Annotated in this window: 17 protein-coding genes; 5 read left to right on the top strand and 12 right to left on the bottom strand. The window is 66.8% G+C overall.

What is annotated here, in order from left to right:
* Positions 1-97: 97 nt before the first annotated feature.
* Positions 98-805 (top strand): MgtC/SapB family protein, encoded by a 708-nt coding sequence (locus H4W26_RS00665; RefSeq protein ID WP_192590276.1) that lies wholly within the window; start codon positions 98-100, stop codon positions 803-805.
* 119 nt (positions 806-924) lie between these two features.
* Here H4W26_RS00665 and valS read toward each other — a convergent pair whose 3' ends face one another.
* Entirely contained in the window at positions 925-3,567 is a 2,643-nt protein-coding gene (valS, locus tag H4W26_RS00660) for a valine--tRNA ligase (protein ID WP_192590275.1), read from the bottom strand.
* Positions 3,568-3,675: 108 nt separating this feature from the next.
* On the bottom strand, positions 3,676-5,280 hold the full coding sequence (gene murJ, locus H4W26_RS00655; RefSeq protein WP_192590274.1) for a murein biosynthesis integral membrane protein MurJ: 1,605 nt from the start codon (positions 5,278-5,280) through the stop codon (positions 3,676-3,678).
* 108 nt (positions 5,281-5,388) lie between these two features.
* On the opposite strand from murJ, the gene H4W26_RS00650 reads away from it, so the two are divergent.
* Positions 5,389-6,576, top strand: coding sequence for a hypothetical protein (locus H4W26_RS00650; RefSeq protein WP_192590273.1), 1,188 nt, complete (start codon positions 5,389-5,391; stop codon positions 6,574-6,576).
* Positions 6,577-6,605: 29 nt separating this feature from the next.
* Positions 6,606-7,370 carry an SDR family oxidoreductase gene (locus H4W26_RS00645; RefSeq protein WP_192590272.1) on the top strand — a complete coding sequence of 255 codons (765 nt, stop codon included), beginning with the start codon at positions 6,606-6,608 and terminating at the stop codon, positions 7,368-7,370.
* 75 nt (positions 7,371-7,445) lie between these two features.
* On the opposite strand, the gene H4W26_RS00640 is transcribed toward H4W26_RS00645, so the two are convergent.
* Positions 7,446-8,048, bottom strand: a complete 603-nt coding sequence (locus H4W26_RS00640) for a mycothiol-dependent nitroreductase Rv2466c family protein (protein WP_192590271.1) — start codon at positions 8,046-8,048, stop codon at positions 7,446-7,448.
* Between the two features lie 208 nt (positions 8,049-8,256).
* Positions 8,257-9,702, bottom strand: coding sequence for a mycothione reductase (locus H4W26_RS00635; RefSeq protein ID WP_192590270.1), 1,446 nt, complete (start codon positions 9,700-9,702; stop codon positions 8,257-8,259).
* Between the two features lie 124 nt (positions 9,703-9,826).
* Between H4W26_RS00635 and H4W26_RS00630 the strand changes: the two genes are divergently transcribed.
* Positions 9,827-10,156, top strand: coding sequence for a putative quinol monooxygenase (locus H4W26_RS00630; RefSeq protein WP_192590269.1), 330 nt, complete (start codon positions 9,827-9,829; stop codon positions 10,154-10,156).
* Between the two features lie 60 nt (positions 10,157-10,216).
* Positions 10,217-11,002, top strand: a complete 786-nt coding sequence (locus H4W26_RS00625) for a ParA family protein (RefSeq protein ID WP_192591930.1) — start codon at positions 10,217-10,219, stop codon at positions 11,000-11,002.
* A 139-nt stretch (positions 11,003-11,141) separates the two neighbouring features.
* Here the strand turns inward: H4W26_RS00625 and H4W26_RS00620 are convergent, their stop codons facing one another.
* The 8 genes from H4W26_RS00620 to H4W26_RS00585 form a co-directional block, all read right to left on the bottom strand.
* A complete protein-coding gene (locus H4W26_RS00620; protein ID WP_378626046.1) occupies positions 11,142-11,750 on the bottom strand; it encodes a MerR family transcriptional regulator in 609 nt (202 codons plus the stop codon).
* A gap of 184 nt (positions 11,751-11,934) precedes the next feature.
* Positions 11,935-12,438 carry a bifunctional nuclease family protein gene (locus H4W26_RS00615; protein ID WP_192590268.1) on the bottom strand — a complete coding sequence of 168 codons (504 nt, stop codon included), beginning with the start codon at positions 12,436-12,438 and terminating at the stop codon, positions 11,935-11,937.
* A 14-nt stretch (positions 12,439-12,452) separates the two neighbouring features.
* Complete coding sequence (gene ftsR, locus H4W26_RS00610) at positions 12,453-13,211, bottom strand: transcriptional regulator FtsR (protein WP_318779719.1); 759 nt, start codon at positions 13,209-13,211, stop codon at positions 12,453-12,455.
* A 91-nt stretch (positions 13,212-13,302) separates the two neighbouring features.
* Positions 13,303-13,773, bottom strand: a complete 471-nt coding sequence (locus tag H4W26_RS00605) for an FHA domain-containing protein (protein ID WP_192590266.1) — start codon at positions 13,771-13,773, stop codon at positions 13,303-13,305.
* Between the two features lie 9 nt (positions 13,774-13,782).
* Positions 13,783-14,169, bottom strand: coding sequence for a glycine cleavage system protein GcvH (gene gcvH, locus H4W26_RS00600; protein WP_192590265.1), 387 nt, complete (start codon positions 14,167-14,169; stop codon positions 13,783-13,785).
* Between the two features lie 174 nt (positions 14,170-14,343).
* Positions 14,344-15,594, bottom strand: coding sequence for an ABC transporter ATP-binding protein (locus H4W26_RS00595; protein ID WP_192590264.1), 1,251 nt, complete (start codon positions 15,592-15,594; stop codon positions 14,344-14,346).
* A gap of 21 nt (positions 15,595-15,615) precedes the next feature.
* Positions 15,616-16,467 carry a carbohydrate ABC transporter permease gene (locus H4W26_RS00590; protein ID WP_192590263.1) on the bottom strand — a complete coding sequence of 284 codons (852 nt, stop codon included), beginning with the start codon at positions 16,465-16,467 and terminating at the stop codon, positions 15,616-15,618.
* 2 nt (positions 16,468-16,469) lie between these two features.
* Positions 16,470-17,420, bottom strand: a complete 951-nt coding sequence (locus H4W26_RS00585; protein ID WP_192591928.1) for a carbohydrate ABC transporter permease — start codon at positions 17,418-17,420, stop codon at positions 16,470-16,472.
* Between the last annotated feature and the right edge of the window lies 1 nt (position 17,421).

Raw genomic sequence — 17,421 nt, 5'->3', positions numbered from 1 at the left:
AACCTGAGCGTCACACGACCGTGCTAGATTCCGCGCAGGCCGGACGGCCTTCCCCGCGTCATGCATGCACCCCCGATGAGCAGAGGATTCAAGACCCATGGAGATCGATCTCTTTCCGGAGACCTTCGGCACCCAGGTGCTGCTTCTGGTGAGCGCGTTCGTCCTCTCGGCGGCGATCGGCATCGAGCGCGACGTGCGGCAGAAATCCGCGGGGGCGCGCACGCACATTCTGGTGGGCATGGGCTCGGCGCTGTTCACCCTGGTCTCCGCCTACGGGTTCTCACATCTGCTCGGCGGCGACGTGGTGCTGGATCCATCCCGGATCGCCGCACAGATCGTCAGCGGCATCGGCTTCATCGGCGCCGGCGTGGTGTTCGTGCGGCAGAACATGGTCTCCGGGCTGACCACTGCGGCGTCCATCTGGGTGACGGCTGCGGTGGGCATGGCCTGCGGCGCCGGAATGCCGATGATCGCCGCACTCACCGCGCTGCTCTACCTCTTGGCCGTCACACTGATCACCACACTCGTGCGACGACTCCCCCGGCACGATCGCTCCGAGCGGTACGTGGTGCGCTACGCCGATGGCCGCGGGATCCTGCGCGAGATCCTCGGAGAAGCCTCGCAGCTGGGCTATGAGACCCGGCTGGTCCGCACCCGCCGGATGGAGGTCGCCGACGGATTCGCCGTGGACGCGACGATGACCTTCACGCGCACCCAGCGGGTGGGGCGTGAGCAGCTCTTCGAAGCGCTGCATGAGATCGAAGGCGTGCTCGAGATCCGCACCGCGAACGTCGAGAACGACTGACCCCGCCCCTGACCGCTTCCTCCCGCGAATTATCGTAGAGCTCCTGCGGAATCGTAGAGCTATAGCACGACGATTTGCTAGAGCTCTACGATAATTTGCGCGGCGCGGGCGGAGGGGGGTCAGACCTGGGCGGGCTGCTCTTCTTCGGCGAGCTGCACGTCGGTGACCAGCACGGACTGACCCGCGTCGGCCTGCTCGAGAAGCTCCAGCGAGCGGGACCGCGTGGCGGCCTGCACGTCGGGAAGCGCCGCCTCGATGTGCGCCAAGGTCTGCTTGCGAGCGGAGATGCGCGCGCTGATGACCTCGGTGCGCTGCTTGACCTTGGCCTCCGACTTCACCTTGCGCAGCCCGGAGAGCACCTGCGCCACGGTCTCCAGCATCCCGGCGGAGCCCTGCACGGACTCCAGACCAGCGGGCGCGGGCCACTGCGTGGCGTGCACCGAGCCATGGCGCCACCAGCGCCAGACCTCGTCGGTGACGAAGGGAAGGATCGGCGCGAAGAGCCGCAGCAGCGAGTCGAGCGTGGTCGCCAGCGCCGCCAGCACGGAGGCCTGCGCCTCCTCCCCACGAGACCCGTAGGCGCGGTCCTTGACGAGTTCCACGTAGTCGTCGGTGAAGGACCAGAAGAAGGACTCCACCAGCTGAAGCGCCCGAGCGTAGTCATAGTCAGCGAAGTGCTTGGTCGCCTGATCCACCACGGTGCGCAGCTCGGCGATCAGGGCACGATCCAGCGCTTCGGTGAGCACCGCAGTCCCCGCTTCATCGGTGATGATGTGGCCCTCGGTGACCCCGAGGTTCAGCGCGAACTTCGAGGCGTTCAGCAGCTTGATCGAGAGGCGTCGCCCGATCTTCATCTGCGCGACCTCGTAGGCGGTGTCGGCACCGAGCTTCGCCGAGGCGGCCCAGTAGCGCACCGCGTCGGAGCCGAACTGCTCCAGCGGCTCGGTCGGGACCACGACGTTGCCCTTGGACTTGGACATCTTCTTGCGGTCCGGATCGAGGATCCAGCCCGAGATCGCGGTGTTGGTCCACGGCACCGAATCGTTCAGCGAGTTCGCGCGGACCGCCGAGGCGAAGAGCCAGGTGCGGATGATGTCGTGACCCTGCGGGCGCAGGTCGAAGGGGAAGACCTTGTTGAAGAAGTCGTTGTCCTTCTCCCAGCGGCCCGCGATGTGCGGGGTGATCGCCGAGGTCGCCCAGGTGTCGAGCACATCGGCTTCACCGATGAAGCCACCGGCGACGCCGCGCTGAGACTCCTCGTAGCCGTCCGGGACCCGCGAGGCAGGGTCCACCGGAAGCTGAGTCTCCGCAGGCAGCAGGGGGTTGTCGTAGTCGGGCTCGGCGTCGGCGTTCAGCGGGTACCAGACCGGGATCGGCACGCCGAAGAAGCGCTGCCGGGAGACCAGCCAGTCCCCGTTCAGGCCCTCCACCCAGTTCTCGTAGCGCGAGCGCATGAAGGCCGGATGCCAGGAGATCTCCTTGCCGCGGGCGATCATCTTCTCGCGCCGTCCGGCGTCGCGCCCGCCGTTGCGGATGTACCACTGCCGGGAGGTGACGACCTCCAGCGGCTTGTCACCCTTCTCGTAGAAGTGCACCGCGTGGGTGATCTTCTTCGGCTCGCCGTCGAGCAGGTCCTCGGCCTTGAGCAGCTCGACCACTGCCTCCTTGGCGGAGTGCACGGTCTTGCCGGCCAGCTGCTCATAGTGCTGAGCACCGGTCTGGGAGGTGATCCATTCCGGGATCTCGCGGGAGAAGCGGCCGTCGCGGCCGATCAGCGCGCGGGTGGGAAGCTGCAGCTCGCGCCACCAGGTCACGTCGGTCATGTCGCCGAAGGTGCAGATCATCGCCACGCCGGAGCCCTTGTCGGGCTGCGCCAGGCCATGGGCCTTGACCTCGACCTCCACGCCGAAGAGCGGCGAGATGACGGTTGTGCCGAAGAGGTGCTGGTATCGCTCGTCGTCAGGGTGGGCGACCAGCGCCACACAGGAGGGCAGCAGCTCCGGGCGGGTGGTCTCGATGAAGACCTGCTCCCCGGTGTCCTTCACGGTGAACGGGTAGCGGTGATACGCGCCAGGGTGGTCCTTCGCCTCGAGCTCGGCCTGGGCCACGGCCGTGCGGAAGGTGATGTCCCACAGCGTCGGCGCCTGCGCGGTGTAGGCGTTGCCGGCCTGGATGTCGCGCAGGAACGCCCGCTGGGAGGCGGCGCGGGAGTCGTCGTCGATGGTGCGGTAGGTCTGCCGCCAGTCCACAGAGAGACCGAGCCGGGAGAAGAGGTCCTCGAAGATCTTCTCGTCCTCGACGGTGAGCGTCTCGCAGAGCTCGATGAAGTTCTGCCGGCTGATCGCGTCCCAGTCTCGCTGGTTCTTCGCGGGCTTCTCCGGCGGGGTGTAGTCGGGGTCGTAAGGCTGGGCGGGATCACAGCGCACCCCGTAGTAGTTCTGCACTCGCCGCTCGGTGGGCAGTCCGTTGTCGTCCCAGCCCAGCGGGTAGAACACGTTCTTGCCCGACATGCGCATGAAGCGCGCCATCACATCGGTCTGGGTGTAGGAGAACATGTGTCCCACATGCAGCGAACCCGAGGCGGTGGGCGGGGGCGTGTCGATGGAATACACCTGGGACCGCTCGGTGTCCTCGTCGAAGTGGTAGATCTCCTCTGCCTGCCAGGCGGCGTGGAGCTTCTCCTCCAGGCCCTCCAGGGCGGGCTTCTCGGGCACGTCGGGGGTCTTGACGGGCGCGTCTGTGCCCGTGATCTGTTCAGCCATTGGGCCATTCTTTCACGAAGCCGGCCACCGTTCGCACCGGATGTCGCAAGCTCCGGCCTGCGCCGTGGACCCTCAGCACTGCCGCCCCATCAGCCGCTGACCCGTGAATCAGCGGCCGCGGCGCAGCAGGTTCACCCCGCGCGCCAGGACCCAACGCTCCGGTGCGCGCAGCAGGATCAGGCCGAGCACATAGACCGCCGCGACGACGGCGGCGATCACCACCGCGCCGAGCACACCTGCCGAGGCGGAGGCCCCGGCGTCGGGCTGCGCGGGCATGAGGTTGCCCGGCATCCAGGACGCTGTGGACACCGTGTAGCCGGCGGCGAGCGCGAGGAGCCCGAGGCCGAGCGCGCGGCTGAGCAGTCCTGCGGCGCCTCGCAGGTCCACCCCGCGGTGTCGGCGGTGCAGCAGACAGATGTTCAACACCGCCGCGAGCACCAGCGAGGCGGTGGTCGCCGCGGCGATGCCGGCGATCCCCATGATCGGCGCGAGCAGCAGGTCGCCCGCCACGTTGAGCACCATCGCCAGCACCGCCACCACCACCGGTGAGGCGGCGTCGCCCACCGCATAGGAGGCGCGCACCACGATCTGCCGGCAGCCCAGCGCGATCAGCGCCGGCGCGTACCAGGCGACGGCGAGCGCCGTGTCCGTGACGGCCTGGGCCTCGAAGGCCCCGTGGCCGAAGGCCAGGTCCACCACCGGCCGAGCAGCGAGCACCAGCAGCACCGTCAGCGGGGTCAGCACGGTCACCGTCACCGCCATGCCCTGCCGGACCAGACCGCGCACCTCCCTGCGATCTGAGGCCGCGGCGCTCAGCGCGGGGTAGAGCGGGACCAGCAGTGCGGTGATCACCAGCGTCTCGGGCAGGTGGATCAGTCGCCAGCCGTAGGAGAGTGCCGTGATCGCCCCCTCCTGCAGGGTGGAACCCACCGCGCGGTCCACCAGCGTGTTCACGTTGACCACCGCAGTGCCGATCAGCATCGGCGGCACCAGGCGGGCGATCTCCAGGAAGCCCGGGTCGCGCAGATTCACCCGGGCGCGCAGCGGAATCCCGATCCTGCGCACCGGAGGAAGCTGCATGGCCAGCCGCGCGCCGGAGCCGAGGACGAAGCCGACGGCGAGCGCCACCACCCCGTGCTGAGGCCCGAACAGCGCGGCCGCGCCGATCATGATGATGTTGAACGGCACGCCCTCCAGGGAGGACCAGGCGAAGCGCCCGTGGGCCTGCACCAGTGAGGCGAGCAGGTCAGTGCCGGCGACCAGCACCGTGGCGAGCAGCATCACCCGGGTGAGGGAGGCCGCGACGTCGGCCTGCTCCCCGCTGAACCCCGGCGCGATCAGCGAGGTCACCGGGCCGGCGAGCAGTCCCACCATCACCCCGGCGAGACCCAGCGCGACCAGGGTGACGGTCAGCGCGACGTCGAAGCCCCGGTGCCCGCGGCAATGCCCGGACTCCGCCGCCGCCTCACGAGCGACCCTGGGGGTGACCGAGCGTGAGACAGCGTCCGCGACCAGGCCGAGCACGATGCTCATCAGACCCTGTGCGACGAGGTAGGCGTCGAGCTCCGGCCCGGCACCGTAGACAGCACCGATGACGACGTCGCGCAGCAGCCCGAGCAGGGTGGAGGCGGCTGTCAGCGCGGTCACCAGCAGAGCGGCCCGGGAGACGCTGAAACGTCCCGAGCCCTCTGCCCCGCTCCCCCGCCGGCTCATCGCGTTCCCCCGAGCATGATCGTTCCTCTTCCGTGGTCTCTGGCGCGTCACAGCCTAACCCGCGGCGCCTCACTGAACGGGAGGTGAACCGTTGGTAGAGTCACGAAGGTGACGCACCGTCGAGCCTTGATCGTCAGCACCGCCCGCGACCGGGGCTCGCTCGCCGCAGTGCGCGCCCTGCACCGCGCAGGCTGGACCGTGGGTGTCGGCACCCCCGACGGCGGAGGTATGGTGACCGCCTCCAAGGCCTGCGCACGGCGTCATGTGGTCGCCCGTCCCCGCGGTGACAGCGCCGCCTTCGTCCACGATGTCCAAACGGCTGTGCGCAGCGGAGGCTACGACATCGTCTTCGGCGCCGGCGATGACTGGATGGCTGCCCTCGCCGAGTTCCGTGAGCAGATTCCGGTTCCCGTGGCTCATCCCCCGTCCAGCGCCGTGCGCATCGCGCTGGACAAGCTGGAGCTCGCCCAGGCGGCGGCGCGCGCCAGGATCACCACTCCCCGCACAGTTGCTGCCACACCCGAGGCGCTGCGTCTGTGGATCGGACCGGTGGTGGTCAAATGCCGTGAGCATTGGAGTCCGGGGCAGACCATGCCGTACCGCATTGAAGCGCAGCGCTTCGACGGTCCCCGCCAGGCCCTGCCCCAGATGGAACGCATCCACGTCGCTGGCGCCCGCGCAGTGCTGCAGAAGCCGGTCGAGGGTTCGCTCACCGCCCTGGTGGGCCTCTTCCATCACGGACGGCTCGACGGCAGAGTCCAGCAGATCAGCTCTCGGGTGTTCCCGACCCCCAACGGGGTCTCGACCCGGGCGCACACCGTTCCCGTGGAGGACGAACTGGCCGCCCGGGCAGAGTCCCTGCTCAGCGATATCGGCTGGGAGGGGCTCGTCGAGCTGCAGTTCCTGCTGGCCGAAGACGGGACGCCGCACCTGATCGACCTCAACGGACGGTTCTACGGCTCCATGGCCCTGGCCGACGCCGCGCGGCCGGGACTCGCGCATACTTGGGCCCTGCGCACCTTGGGCGAACCCACCGAGATCCTGCAGGATGCCGCCGTCGGGCACCGGTATGCCTGGGGTGCGGGAGACGTCCGACGCGCCATGGTTGAACGGCGCGACTCGCTGACCCGGGACCTCGGGGAGACCGTGCGCTGGGCGCGCGGTGCCCGGCACAGCGTGTGGGACCTCAGCGACCTGGGTCCGACCCGACAGCTGGTCCTTGATCGTCTGTCTCTGCCGGTGCGGTCTGCAAGGTCCCGAGTCGGCGCGTCTCACCATTCGACCATCACATGGTGACGGCCCCTCGGCCTCACTAGGCTGTACTCATGATTCAGACTGACATCACCACCCGCAGCGCGCTGGTCACCGGCGCCTCCTCCGGAATCGGCGCGGCCACCGCGCATCGACTCACCACGGAGGGCTGGCGGGTCTTCGCCGTCGCTCGCCGGGCGGAGAAGCTCGAAAGCCTGGCCGAGCAGGAGGGGATCATCCCGCTCATCTGCGATGTGACCGATCCGGAGCAGGTGGACGCTGCGCTGGCCGAGGTCACAGCCGCCGGCGGGATCGACACGCTGATCAACAACGCCGGCGGTGCGCTGGGCATAGACTCCGTGGCCGACGGGCACGCCGAGGACTGGCGGTGGATGTATGAGGTCAATGTGCTGGGCCCGCTCAACATGATTCGCGCCTTCATCCCGATGCTGCGCGCCCACGGTGAAGGGACGATCCTCAATGTCACCTCGACCGCGGCGCTCGACCCCTACGAGGGTGGGGCCGGCTATAACGCTGCCAAGTTCGGTGAGCACGCGCTGACCGGGGCACTGCGCCTGGAGGAGGCCGAGCACAATATCCGCGTCATCGAGGTGCTTCCCGGCATGGTGCACACCGAGGAGTTCAGCGCGAAGCGGCTGCGCGGAGATGCTGCGGCGGCCGAGGCCGTCTATCGCGGGGTGAAGAAGCCCCTGGTGGCCGAGGACATCGCCGAGGTCATCGCCACCGCCGTCACGCTGCCCCATCACGTGAACCTGGATCAGGTGGTGGTCCGCCCCGTGGCCCAGGCGGCCCAGCACAAGGTGATCCGCGAAGACTGAGCCCCGCGGTGAACGCAGAAGAACGCCGGTGAGGGCAGTGCCCTCACCGGCGTTCTCGTGCTGCAGCGGAGTCGATCAGTCGAAGACCGGGGACTCCGTGCGGGAGCGCTTGAGCTCGAAGAAGTACGGGTACTGCGCCAGCGCCACGGCGCCGTCGAAGATCTTTCCGGCGTCCTCGCCGCGCGGGATGCGGGTGATGACCGGGCCGAAGAAGGCCGTCCCCTGGAACGCGACGATCGGCGTGCCGACGTCCTGACCCACCTGGGAGATGCCCCTGTTGTGGGAGGCGCGCATCTCGTCGTCGTTGGTGTCGGTCTTGGCCTCGGCCAGGAGGTCCTCTTCGAGGCCCACGGCGCGAAGTGCGTTCAGCGTGGCGGCCTCGAAGTCCTTGTTGCCGTTGTTGTGGATCTCGGTGCCGGCGGCCGTGTAGAACTCGCCGACCTTCTCCTCGCCGTGCTTCAGCGCGACGGCGGTCGCGGTGCGGGCGGGGATCCAGCGGGCAAGCTGCTCGGCGTCTTCAGCCGGTGAGGGATTGTTGTCCTCGTTGAGCACGCCGAGGCTCATCACGTTCCAATGCACTTCGATGTCGCGGACCTGCTCCACTTCGCGGATCCACCGGGAGGTGGCCCAGGCGAAGGGGCACAGCGGGTCGAACCAGAAATCTACGCGTTCAGCCATATCAGGCTCCTTTCGGGACGGGAGCGGCTTGCTCCCGGCGTCGGATCAGTCGTATCGCGTGTTCGTCGTGGTGCTTCACTCCCCACAACTGGCACTGTTCGCATTCCATTCCTGACCGCGGGGCCCCGGCCGGTTCACCGGACAGTCCCTGCGGATGGTTCAACGGATGCTCAGAGCGAAAGGCAAGACCTAGGCCAGAGCGGGGTTCTCAGAGCGGCGCGTCCTCGGGGATAGGGACCTCGAGGCCGAGCAGGGCGTTCTCCGTGACCTCCATGAGCGCGGGATGGATCCAGTACTGGCCGCGCGCTGCGGTGTAGGCGTCCTGGCCGAAGCTCATCGCCTGGATGACCGGCTGGATGAGGTTCGAGGCCTGGTGCCCCAGCACATGCGCCCCGAGGATCTGGCCGCTGCGCCGATCGGCGATGACCTTGAAGATCCCGTGACTGTCCTCCATTGCCCACCCGTAGGCGGTGTCGCCGTAGTTCTGGATCTTGGTGGTCAGATTCTCGGCACCCACGGCCTCTTCGGCCTGAGCTTCGGTGAGCCCGACCTGGGCGATCTCCGGGAAGGAGAAGACTGCTGCGGGGATCGCCTCATGGCGGGAAGGACGAATCGTGTCCGGATGCTCCAGGTTGTGCGCGACCACGCGGGCCTCCTGGTTCGCCACATGCTTGAGCATGGCCGGGGAGCTGATGTCCCCCAGCGCGTACAGACCCTCCACGGGATCACCCTGCATGAGCACCCGCTGATACTCGTCCACCGCCAGGCGACCGTCCGAGTGGACATCCAGTCCCACTTCGGCGGCACCGACAAGATCGGTGTTCGGCGTGCGGCCGATGGCCACCAGAACCAAGTCCACGTCGTGGTCCTCGACCCGCCCATCGGAGGTGACCAGTTCCACCCGGAGTCCCTGGCCCTGCTCGGTGATGCTGGTGACGGTGCGTTCGTAGCGCACGGTCCAGTTCTGCTCGGCCTCGGCCGAGAACGCCGAAGCGATGTCCGCGTCCAGCGCGTTCATCAAGCCCCGACTGCGGTTGATCTGAAGGACCTCGGTCCCGAATGCCGAGAACACCCCGGCGAACTCGCAGGCGATATAGCCTCCACCGATGATCAGGATCTTCTCTGGTCGCTCCTCGATGCGCATGACGGTATCGGAAGTGTGCACCCCGGGGAGGTCGATGCCGGGCACCTGCGGCAGCACCGGACGTGAACCGGCAGCGATGACCATCCGGTCGGCCTCGGCCCGCACCCCTGACTCAGCGACGAATGCGAAGGGCGCCTGGCTGAAGTCTCCCGTGAGCGTGACCTTCTCGGCCACGAGGTCCACATGATCGAGCCCCTCGCGATAGCGGCGTCCACCCGTGGAGATCGAGTCGATGCGGGAGAAGATCCGGTCGCGCATCGCTGGCCAGTCGACGTCGGTGGTCTCCTGGGTGACGTTGAGCCGGGCGGCCTCCTCCGGACCGCGAGCCAGCGCAGCGGGACGGACGAACATCTTCGTGGGGATGCAGCCCACGTTCAGACAGGTCCCGCCGAAGGCGCCCATGCCGCCAGAACCCTTGTCCGCCAGGACGACGCGCTTATCGTCCCAGAAGGGTGTGATCAGGGAATTCCCGGAGCCGGAGCCGATGATGGAAAGGTCATAGTGGGCCATGATCCAATCCTACGGGCCCGACGAGCGGCTCACCCACGGGAATCTTGCAGCCCGTGGCAGGGTTGTCCCTAGCGTCGCGCACTGCGCCTCCTCAGCCGAACCCCCTGCATCCCAAGGAGAGAAAATGATCCTCATCGTCGTGAAGTTCCAGGTCAAGCCCGAGTTTGCCGAGCAGTGGCCCGAGATCACCCGTTCCTTCACCGAGGCCACCCGGGCAGAGCCGGGCAATAAGTGGTTCGACTGGTCGCGCAGCGTGGAAAACCCCAACGAGTACGTGCTGATCGAGGCGTTCGAGGACGACGCCGCCGGCCCCCACGTCGAGTCCGCGCACTTCCAGCAGGCCACGAGCTCCGAGGGCGCGATGGCACAGGCCCTGGTCTCCACCCCGAAGATCATCTCCCGCCAGGTCGAAGGCGAGGGCTGGGAAGAGATGGGCGAGATGAAGATCGACTGAGCCTCGCCGCGCGGAGCGCCGGAATGAGTTCCTGTGCCGATCATCCCTATGATGGGTACCGTGCAGATCTTGAGCGTTTCCAGCCTGAAAGGCGGGGTCGGTAAGACCTCGGTCACCATGGGCCTGGCTTCGGCCGCCCTCCAACAGGGGGTGCGGACCCTCGTCGTCGACCTTGACCCCCATGCGGACTCCACCACGGGTCTGGCGGTGAAGCGCGGCAGTGGCACCGAGGCAGGGCAGTTGCTGCGTGACGCGAAGCGCGCCAAGCTCAGCGAGCACGTGGTGCGCTCCGGATGGGTGGACCTGCTGCCCGAGGAGCGACGCTCCACGGCGAAGCTCGACGTGATCGTGGGCTCCGCGCTCTCCGCCACCTTCGACCGCCCAGACATCCGTCCGCGGGACATGCGCCGACTGAAGACCCTGCTCGACGGCGTGACCGGCTACGACCTGATCCTCGTGGACTGCCCGCCCTCGCTGGCCGGGCTGACTCGGATCGGGTGGGCGGCGTCGAACGGTGTGCTGCTGGTCGCCGAACCGAGCCTGTTCTCAGTGGCCGGAACCGAGCGGACCATGCGCGCCATCCGGATGTTCTCCAACGAGTACGCTCCGCAGCTGAAGTCCGCCGGCGTCGTGGTCAACCGCGCTCGCGCGGACTCCACCGAGCACGAGTACCGCCTGCTGGAGATGGAGCGGCTCTACAAGGAGAAGCTGATGCTCCCGGTGCTGGAGGAGAATCCGTTCTGGCAGCAGATCCAGGGTGCTGCCTATCCGGCGCACCAGTGGCCCGGAGACCAGGTCAGGGATCTCGCGAAGTCCTTCGACCAGCTGCTCAAGCAGCTGCTCTGAGTCCCCCACTCCACAGCCGTTGAGGGGCGGATTCTCCGAGCGTTCAGGGGCCAATACGGCCTCAGATGCTCGGAGAATCCGCCCCTCAACGTGTTAGGTGAGAGAGTTCACCCCTGGCCATGCGGCTCGGAGAGGCTGCTCAGGAGGCTTGGGAGCGACGCCGGGCGCGCAGCTGCGCGAGCTCGTCCTCTGCCCCGGTGGCTTCGCCCGTCAGAAGCGACGGTTCCGGCTCGGTGCGCTCGCGTGGGAGTTCGGCCAGGCTTCCTTCGACTTCGCGCCAGACACGGCCCACCGCGATGCCGAAGACGCCCTGACCGCCCTGCACGAGGTCGATGACCTCATCGGCGGAGGTGCATTCGTACACCGAGGCGCCGTCAGACATCAGCGTGATCTGCGCCAGGTCATCCACCCCGCGCTCACGCAGGTGTTCGATGGCGGTCCGGATCTGCTGCAGCGAGACGCCGGTGTCGAGAAGGCGCTTGACCACCTTGAGCACCAGCACGTCGCGGAAGGAGTAGAGGCGAGCGGAGCCGGAACCGGCCGCATTGCGCATGGAGGGCTGGACCAGTTTGGTCCGGGCCCAGTAGTCCAGCTGACGGTAGGTGATGCCGGCCGCGGCGCAGGCCACCGGTCCGCGGTATCCCAGTTCCTCGTCCAGCTCGGGCAGGCCGTCGCTGAACAGCGGCTGCTGGGCAGCTGCCTGCCCCGGCCGTATGCGTTCAGCGTCCGCGTGCGATTCTGGACCCACCTGGTACCTTCCTGAAGTGCTGGAACCCGCTGGGTGAGCTCCACCCTGGATCGATCGAGCGACCCGGGTGATGCATGCGGAAACCTTGTCCCTTGACGGTATGGCGACAGCCGCCAAGGGTCAAAGACATTCGAATTTTACTCTACGGCGTGTCGCCGCATTGCACTAGTCGGTGCGGGCAGGCTCACTCGAAGTCCTCGGGCTCCGCGTCCTCGAGGTAGCGCTGGAACTCTTTGATCTCGTCCTCAGAGATGGGGCGCTGGCCGGTCGCGGCGGTGCGCGGGGTGATGCCCACCCGGTTCAGCGTCTCGCGGTCCATGGTCACCAGACACTGCACGCGCACGGCCACTGCGATGGCATCGGAGGCCCGTGAGTCGAAGCTTCGGCCGCTGCCCAGGGTGATGGTGCCGCGATAGGTGGAGGAGTCGAGCATGCTGATCTCCACGGATCGCACCCCGGAGCCGAGCCGGGTCATCACCTCGGCGAGCAGATCGTGGGTCATCGGGCGCGGAGGGACCTTCTTCTCCATGGCCATGGCGACGGCGTTGGCCTCCGCCGGACCCACCAGGACCGCCACGTGGAGGTTCTCCAGACCGGGCTCTGCACCGCGGAGCACGACCACAGGCTGTTTGGACGGGAGTTCGATCCGAACACCCACGACATCCATCGGAACCAGCTGGCTCTCCATGGCTCAAGTCTAAGTCAGTTCTTGTCCAGCTGCTCCACCGAGGTGTCCATGATGGAGGCGCGCAGGTCCTTGAGGCACTGCAGCATCTCCTTGGAGGACTCTGCCACCCGGGCGCGCGCCGCAGTGTCTTTGCGTGCGGCGTGCGGAGCCATCGCCCGGGCGATCAGGTCCAGCTCATTGTCGGCCGAGCGGCGGATGTTCGCCAGGTGCTTGGGCTCCAGCCCATAGCGCGCCAGGACCCGGACGGCCTTGACCGCTTTGAGATCGTGGTGGCTGTAATTGCCTTCGGCATCAGCCTGGATGATCCGGAACTTCTCCAACGTATCGAGCATCCCGCGGGTGGCGCCGGAGTGGGCGCGCAGCTCCTTGCGGGACATCGGGCGGATGCGACCGGTGATCTGGGCCGCCATCTCATCGGTGACCTCACGCGGACCCACAGGCGCTGCCTGGGGCAGCGCCTCCGGGGTCTCCCCTGAATCGATGGCGTCCATCGTCTGTTTGATGACGTCCAGGGGCATGTAGCGATCCCGCTGCAGCGCGAGGATGAAGCGCAGCCGCTCGACGTCCGCGGCACAGTACTTGCGATATCCCGACGCGGTGCGGGCCGGTTCCACCAGGTCGCGCTCCTCGAGGAAGCGCAGCTTGGAGGCCGTGAGATCCGGGAACTCGTTCTGCAGCTCGCGCAGCACTTCAGAGATCGTGAACACATGTGAGGTGGCAGGTTCAGGCGAGGTCGGGGCCGGCTTAGGCCTCGGCGCTGGGGAAGCACTCACTGCGTGTCCTCTTTCGGGCTGTGGGGAAGGAACGAAATCAGCCTCAGGATAACGTGCCGGTCTTACTCGCCCGCGCATTTTGATTCACCGGTCAGTCGGAATCTCTGGACCCGGCATAGAAGGTCAGCCGGAACTTGCCGATCTGCACCTCGTCACCGGGCTTGAGCCGGTACTCGTCCACCCGGTCGTGATTGACGTAGGTGCCGTTGAGGCTGCCCAGGTCCTTGACCTGGAACTTGCTGCCCTCGCGGAGCAGCTCCACGTGACGCCGCGAGACGGTGACATCGTCAAGGAAGATGCCGGCCTCCGGGTGTCGTCCGACGCTCGTCAGGTCCTGATCCAACAGGAACCGTGCACCCTGGTTCCCTCCGGTATGGGCGATCAGCAGCGCGGAGTTCCTGGGCAGGGCCGCGATCGCCTGCTGATCGTCCTCCGAGAGGTGCGGCTCTCCTGCCTGCGCTTCAACTGGAGGCAGTGAGATGCTGGTCGTCTCCGCTGCACTCTGAACGTTGTCGTTCCCACGTGTAGTATCCACGTCGCCTCCTCTCCTGGGGCGGTCCATCAGGGGTCTTCAGCCTACTTGGTTTCTATAGTCCTCGGCAGTCAGCAGGGCGTCCAACCCTGAGGACTCGGCCAGTTTCACCTCGAAGAGCCATCCGGCCGCATAGGGGTCGGTGTTCACCGAGCCGGGGTTCGCATCCAGGTCGGAGTTCACGGTCACGATCTCTCCGGCCACCGGCGCGTAGATGTCGGAGACGGACTTGGTGGACTCGACCTCGCCGACGACGTCACCGGCTGCCACGGTGGCGCCCACTTCGGGGTGTTCCACATAGACGACCTCACCCAGGGCATCCTGGGCGAAGTCGGTGATTCCGACGCGGACCACGCTGGGATCTGCGGTGGTCGCGATCCATTCGTGCTCGGCGCTGTACTGCAGCTCATCCGGGACGGTGCTCATAGCTTCGGCTCCACTCTCGACCTCGCGGTCACGGGGGCAGGAGACCGCCGACGACGACGTCGGTGTCCTGCTGACCAGTTCGTTTGTCTGCGAACAACTTAGCACCCCAGGCTGGCCAGGGGATATGCCCTTCGGTCACCAGTCGTGCCGGCCCACACCACACCTGGCCGCAGTTCACTCCTTCTTGGCGGCTGCGAACCGCTCCGCATCGCGACGGCGATCCTCGCGTGCTTCCCGGGTCAGCTCCGCTCCTGCCTCTTCATCCCGGGTGAGGTTCTCCCCGGAGACCGGGTCGAAGAGGTGCATCCGCCGCGTGTCCAGCCACAGCTCGGCGGTGTCTCCCCCGCGGAACCGCGAGGTGGCATCGACCTCGACCACCAGCTGGGTGCGCAGCTCATCGGCATCCATCTCCTCTGCCAGGTTCTGCAGCGCATCCGCCACCCGCTCATCGGTCTCGTAGCCGACATAGGCGTACTGCTCGTTGCCCAGCCACTCGCTGTGGCTGATCTCTGCGGTGAAGGTGGTGCCCTTCGAGAGCTGCACGTCGCTGAGCTGGGTCGCGTCCTCGAAGAACTCGGGTCGGATGCCTGCGAGCACGATGTCACGTCCCGCTCCGGCCTTCGCGGCGCGGTCCGGGATCTCGATCTCGCCCAGTGGAGTGGAGAACACGTTGCCCTCCACAGTGCCGGGCAGGAAGTTCATCGAGGGTGAGCCGATGAATCCTGCCACGAAGAGGTTGGCGGGCTGTTCGTAGAGCTCGCGCGGTGAGGCGATCTGCTGGAGCAGGCCCTTCTTGAGCACCGCCACCCGGTCCCCGAGCGTCATGGCCTCGGTCTGATCGTGGGTGACATACACGCTGGTGGTGTTGAGCTCACGCTGGAGGCGGGCGATCTCGGCGCGCATCTGGCCACGGAGCTTGGCGTCCAGGTTCGAGAGCGGTTCGTCGAAGAGGAAGGCGTCGGCGTCGCGCACGATCGCACGGCCCATCGCCACCCGCTGACGCTGACCGCCCGAGAGGTTCGCGGGCTTGCGGTCCAGGTGCTCGGTGAGCTCCAGCATCGTCGCGGCGTACTGCACCTTCTCGTCGATCTGCTCCTTGGTGAACTGCCCCTTGGTCAGCCGCATCGGGAAGGCGATGTTCTCGTACACGGTCAGGTGGGGGTACAGCGCGTAGCTCTGGAAGACCATGGCGAGGTTGCGCTCACGGGGAGCCTTTTCATTGACCCGCTCTCCCCCGATGAGCAGGTCGCCCTCGGTGATGTCCTCGAGGCCGACGATCATGCGCAGCAGCGTGGACTTGCCGCAGCCTGAAGGCCCCACCAGGATGATGAACTCGCCGTCCTCGATGTCGATGGAGATGTCGTTGACGGCGGGGAATCCGTCGTCGTACTTCTTGACGAGGTTCTGGAGCGTGATGGATGACATGGAAGTGGAGTCCTTTTCTACTCAGCCCTTGACGGCGCCCTGGGTCAGTCCGGAGACGATCTGTCGCTGGAAGAGCAGCACCAGCACGACGACGGGAATGGTGACGACGATGGCGGCAGCCGAGATCGCGCCGGTGGGTTCCTCGAACTGGGAGGCCCCCGTGAAGAACGCCAGGGCCGCCGGCACCGGACGGGCGGCTTCGGTGGAGGTCAGTGATATCCCGTAGACGAAGTCGTTCCAGGCGATGAAGAACGCGATGATCGCGGTGGTGAAGACTCCGGGCATGGCCAGCGGGACGATGGCGCGCCTGAAGGCCTGCCACTGGGTCGCGCCGTCGACCTGCGCCGCCTGCTCCAGGTCCCAGGGGATCTGCCGGAAGAAGGCCGCCAGGGTCCAGATGGAGATGGGAAGCGTCAGTGAGAGATACGGGATGATCAGACCCAGCCAGGTGTCGTAGAGCCCGATGTTCCGCCAGAGGTTGAACAGCGGGGTGACCACCGAGATCACGGGGAAGATCGAGACCGCCAGCGCGGAACCGAGAATGATCTTCTTGCCAGGGAAGTCCAGTCGGGCGATGGCGTAGGCACATAGCGTCGCCAGCACCACCGCGATGAAGGTCGCGATCAGGGTGATGCCGATCGAGTTGCGAAGCGCCGTGAGGAACAATCCCTGCGCGTCGCCGACGAGGATCATCTGATAGTTCTCCCAGGTCCAGCTTGACGGCAGGAAGGACGCATTGCCGAGATCCGCCTGGGTCTTGAAGCTCGTGGCCAGGATCGCGGCCACGGGGAACAGCGCGTAGAGCAGCACGACGACGGTCAGCACCGTCCACCCGAGCCGCTGCCTGCCGGTGAGCTTCCCATTGGAGGCCATGGTCACTTCCCTCCCTTGGCATCGGTGCCGCTGGCCAGATCGACCTTGAAGAACTTGATCGCGATGAAGCAGATCAGCAGCACGCAGATGAACAGAATGACCGAGACCGCGGAGCCCAGGCCGATCTCGAGGCGTCCGATCGAGGTCCTGTACGCCAGCAGGGAGAGCACTTCGGTATTGGCCGACCCATTGGTCATGATGAAGACGTTGTCGAAGATGCGGAAGGCGTCCAGGGCTCGGAAGAGCACCGCGACCATGATTGCCGCCTTCATGTTCGGCAGGATCACCCGCGTCATCTGCTGGCGCCAACTGGCACCGTCCACCTTCGCGGCCTCGACAAGCTCGTCGGGGACCTGAGCCAGACCTGCCAGGAGCAGCAGCGCGATGAACGGCGTGGTCTTCCAGATCTCGGAGGCCATGATGATGGTGATGGCGGTGGGAAAGTTGGCGAACCAATCAAGATCGCTGTCGATCCCCGGCACCCAGCTGAACCAGTTGTTCACGAACCCGGAGTTGATGTCGAACATGTAGTACCAGGCGAAGGCCGAGACCACCGTGATGATGCCGTAGGGCACGAGGATCGCTGTGCGCAGCGCTCCGCGGATCCGCTTGAGCGCCTTGTGCATGACCAGGGCCAGGCCGAAGCCGAGGACCAGCTCCACGGCCACGGTCACCACGGTGACGAAGAGCGTCACGCCCAGTGCCTGCCAGAAGACTTCGACGTCGGAGAAGATCGTGAGGTAGTTCTGCAGGAAGACGAAGGATCGATCGTCCGGTGCGGTGAGCCGGAAGGAGAAGAGGGAGTCGTAGACGGCCTGGGCGATCGGGTAGGCGGTCACCGAGAGCATGATGAAGAATGCTGGGCCTGCGATCAGCCAGCCCAGCCGGGCCTCGGACTTCGCGCGGTTGCTCTTCTTGCCTGTCCCGCCTCGCGGCCGGGACGATCCGTTGATC

Origin of the sequence: Nesterenkonia halotolerans, from assembly GCF_014874065.1 — a bacterium.
GTDB classification, from domain to species: domain Bacteria; phylum Actinomycetota; class Actinomycetes; order Actinomycetales; family Micrococcaceae; genus Nesterenkonia; species Nesterenkonia halotolerans.
Note: the sequence above shows the minus strand (reverse complement) of the source record. Positions and strands in the feature narration are given on the sequence as shown.

Coding starts and splice junctions, on each gene's coding strand:
- H4W26_RS00605 (WP_192590266.1), bottom strand. CDS start 13,773: ATGGACCGCCCCAGGAGAGGAGGCGACGTGGATACTACACGTGGGAAC.
- H4W26_RS00665 (WP_192590276.1), top strand. CDS start 98: ATGGAGATCGATCTCTTTCCGGAGACCTTCGGCACCCAGGTGCTGCTT.
- H4W26_RS00590 (WP_192590263.1), bottom strand. CDS start 16,467: ATGGCCTCCAATGGGAAGCTCACCGGCAGGCAGCGGCTCGGGTGGACG.
- H4W26_RS00635 (WP_192590270.1), bottom strand. CDS start 9,702: ATGGCCCACTATGACCTTTCCATCATCGGCTCCGGCTCCGGGAATTCC.
- H4W26_RS00615 (WP_192590268.1), bottom strand. CDS start 12,438: ATGGAGAGCCAGCTGGTTCCGATGGATGTCGTGGGTGTTCGGATCGAA.
- H4W26_RS00640 (WP_192590271.1), bottom strand. CDS start 8,048: ATGGCTGAACGCGTAGATTTCTGGTTCGACCCGCTGTGCCCCTTCGCC.
- gcvH (WP_192590265.1), bottom strand. CDS start 14,169: ATGAGCACCGTCCCGGATGAGCTGCAGTACAGCGCCGAGCACGAATGG.
- H4W26_RS00595 (WP_192590264.1), bottom strand. CDS start 15,594: ATGTCATCCATCACGCTCCAGAACCTCGTCAAGAAGTACGACGACGGA.
- H4W26_RS00645 (WP_192590272.1), top strand. CDS start 6,606: ATGATTCAGACTGACATCACCACCCGCAGCGCGCTGGTCACCGGCGCC.
- H4W26_RS00630 (WP_192590269.1), top strand. CDS start 9,827: ATGATCCTCATCGTCGTGAAGTTCCAGGTCAAGCCCGAGTTTGCCGAG.
- murJ (WP_192590274.1), bottom strand. CDS start 5,280: ATGAGCCGGCGGGGGAGCGGGGCAGAGGGCTCGGGACGTTTCAGCGTC.
- valS (WP_192590275.1), bottom strand. CDS start 3,567: ATGGCTGAACAGATCACGGGCACAGACGCGCCCGTCAAGACCCCCGAC.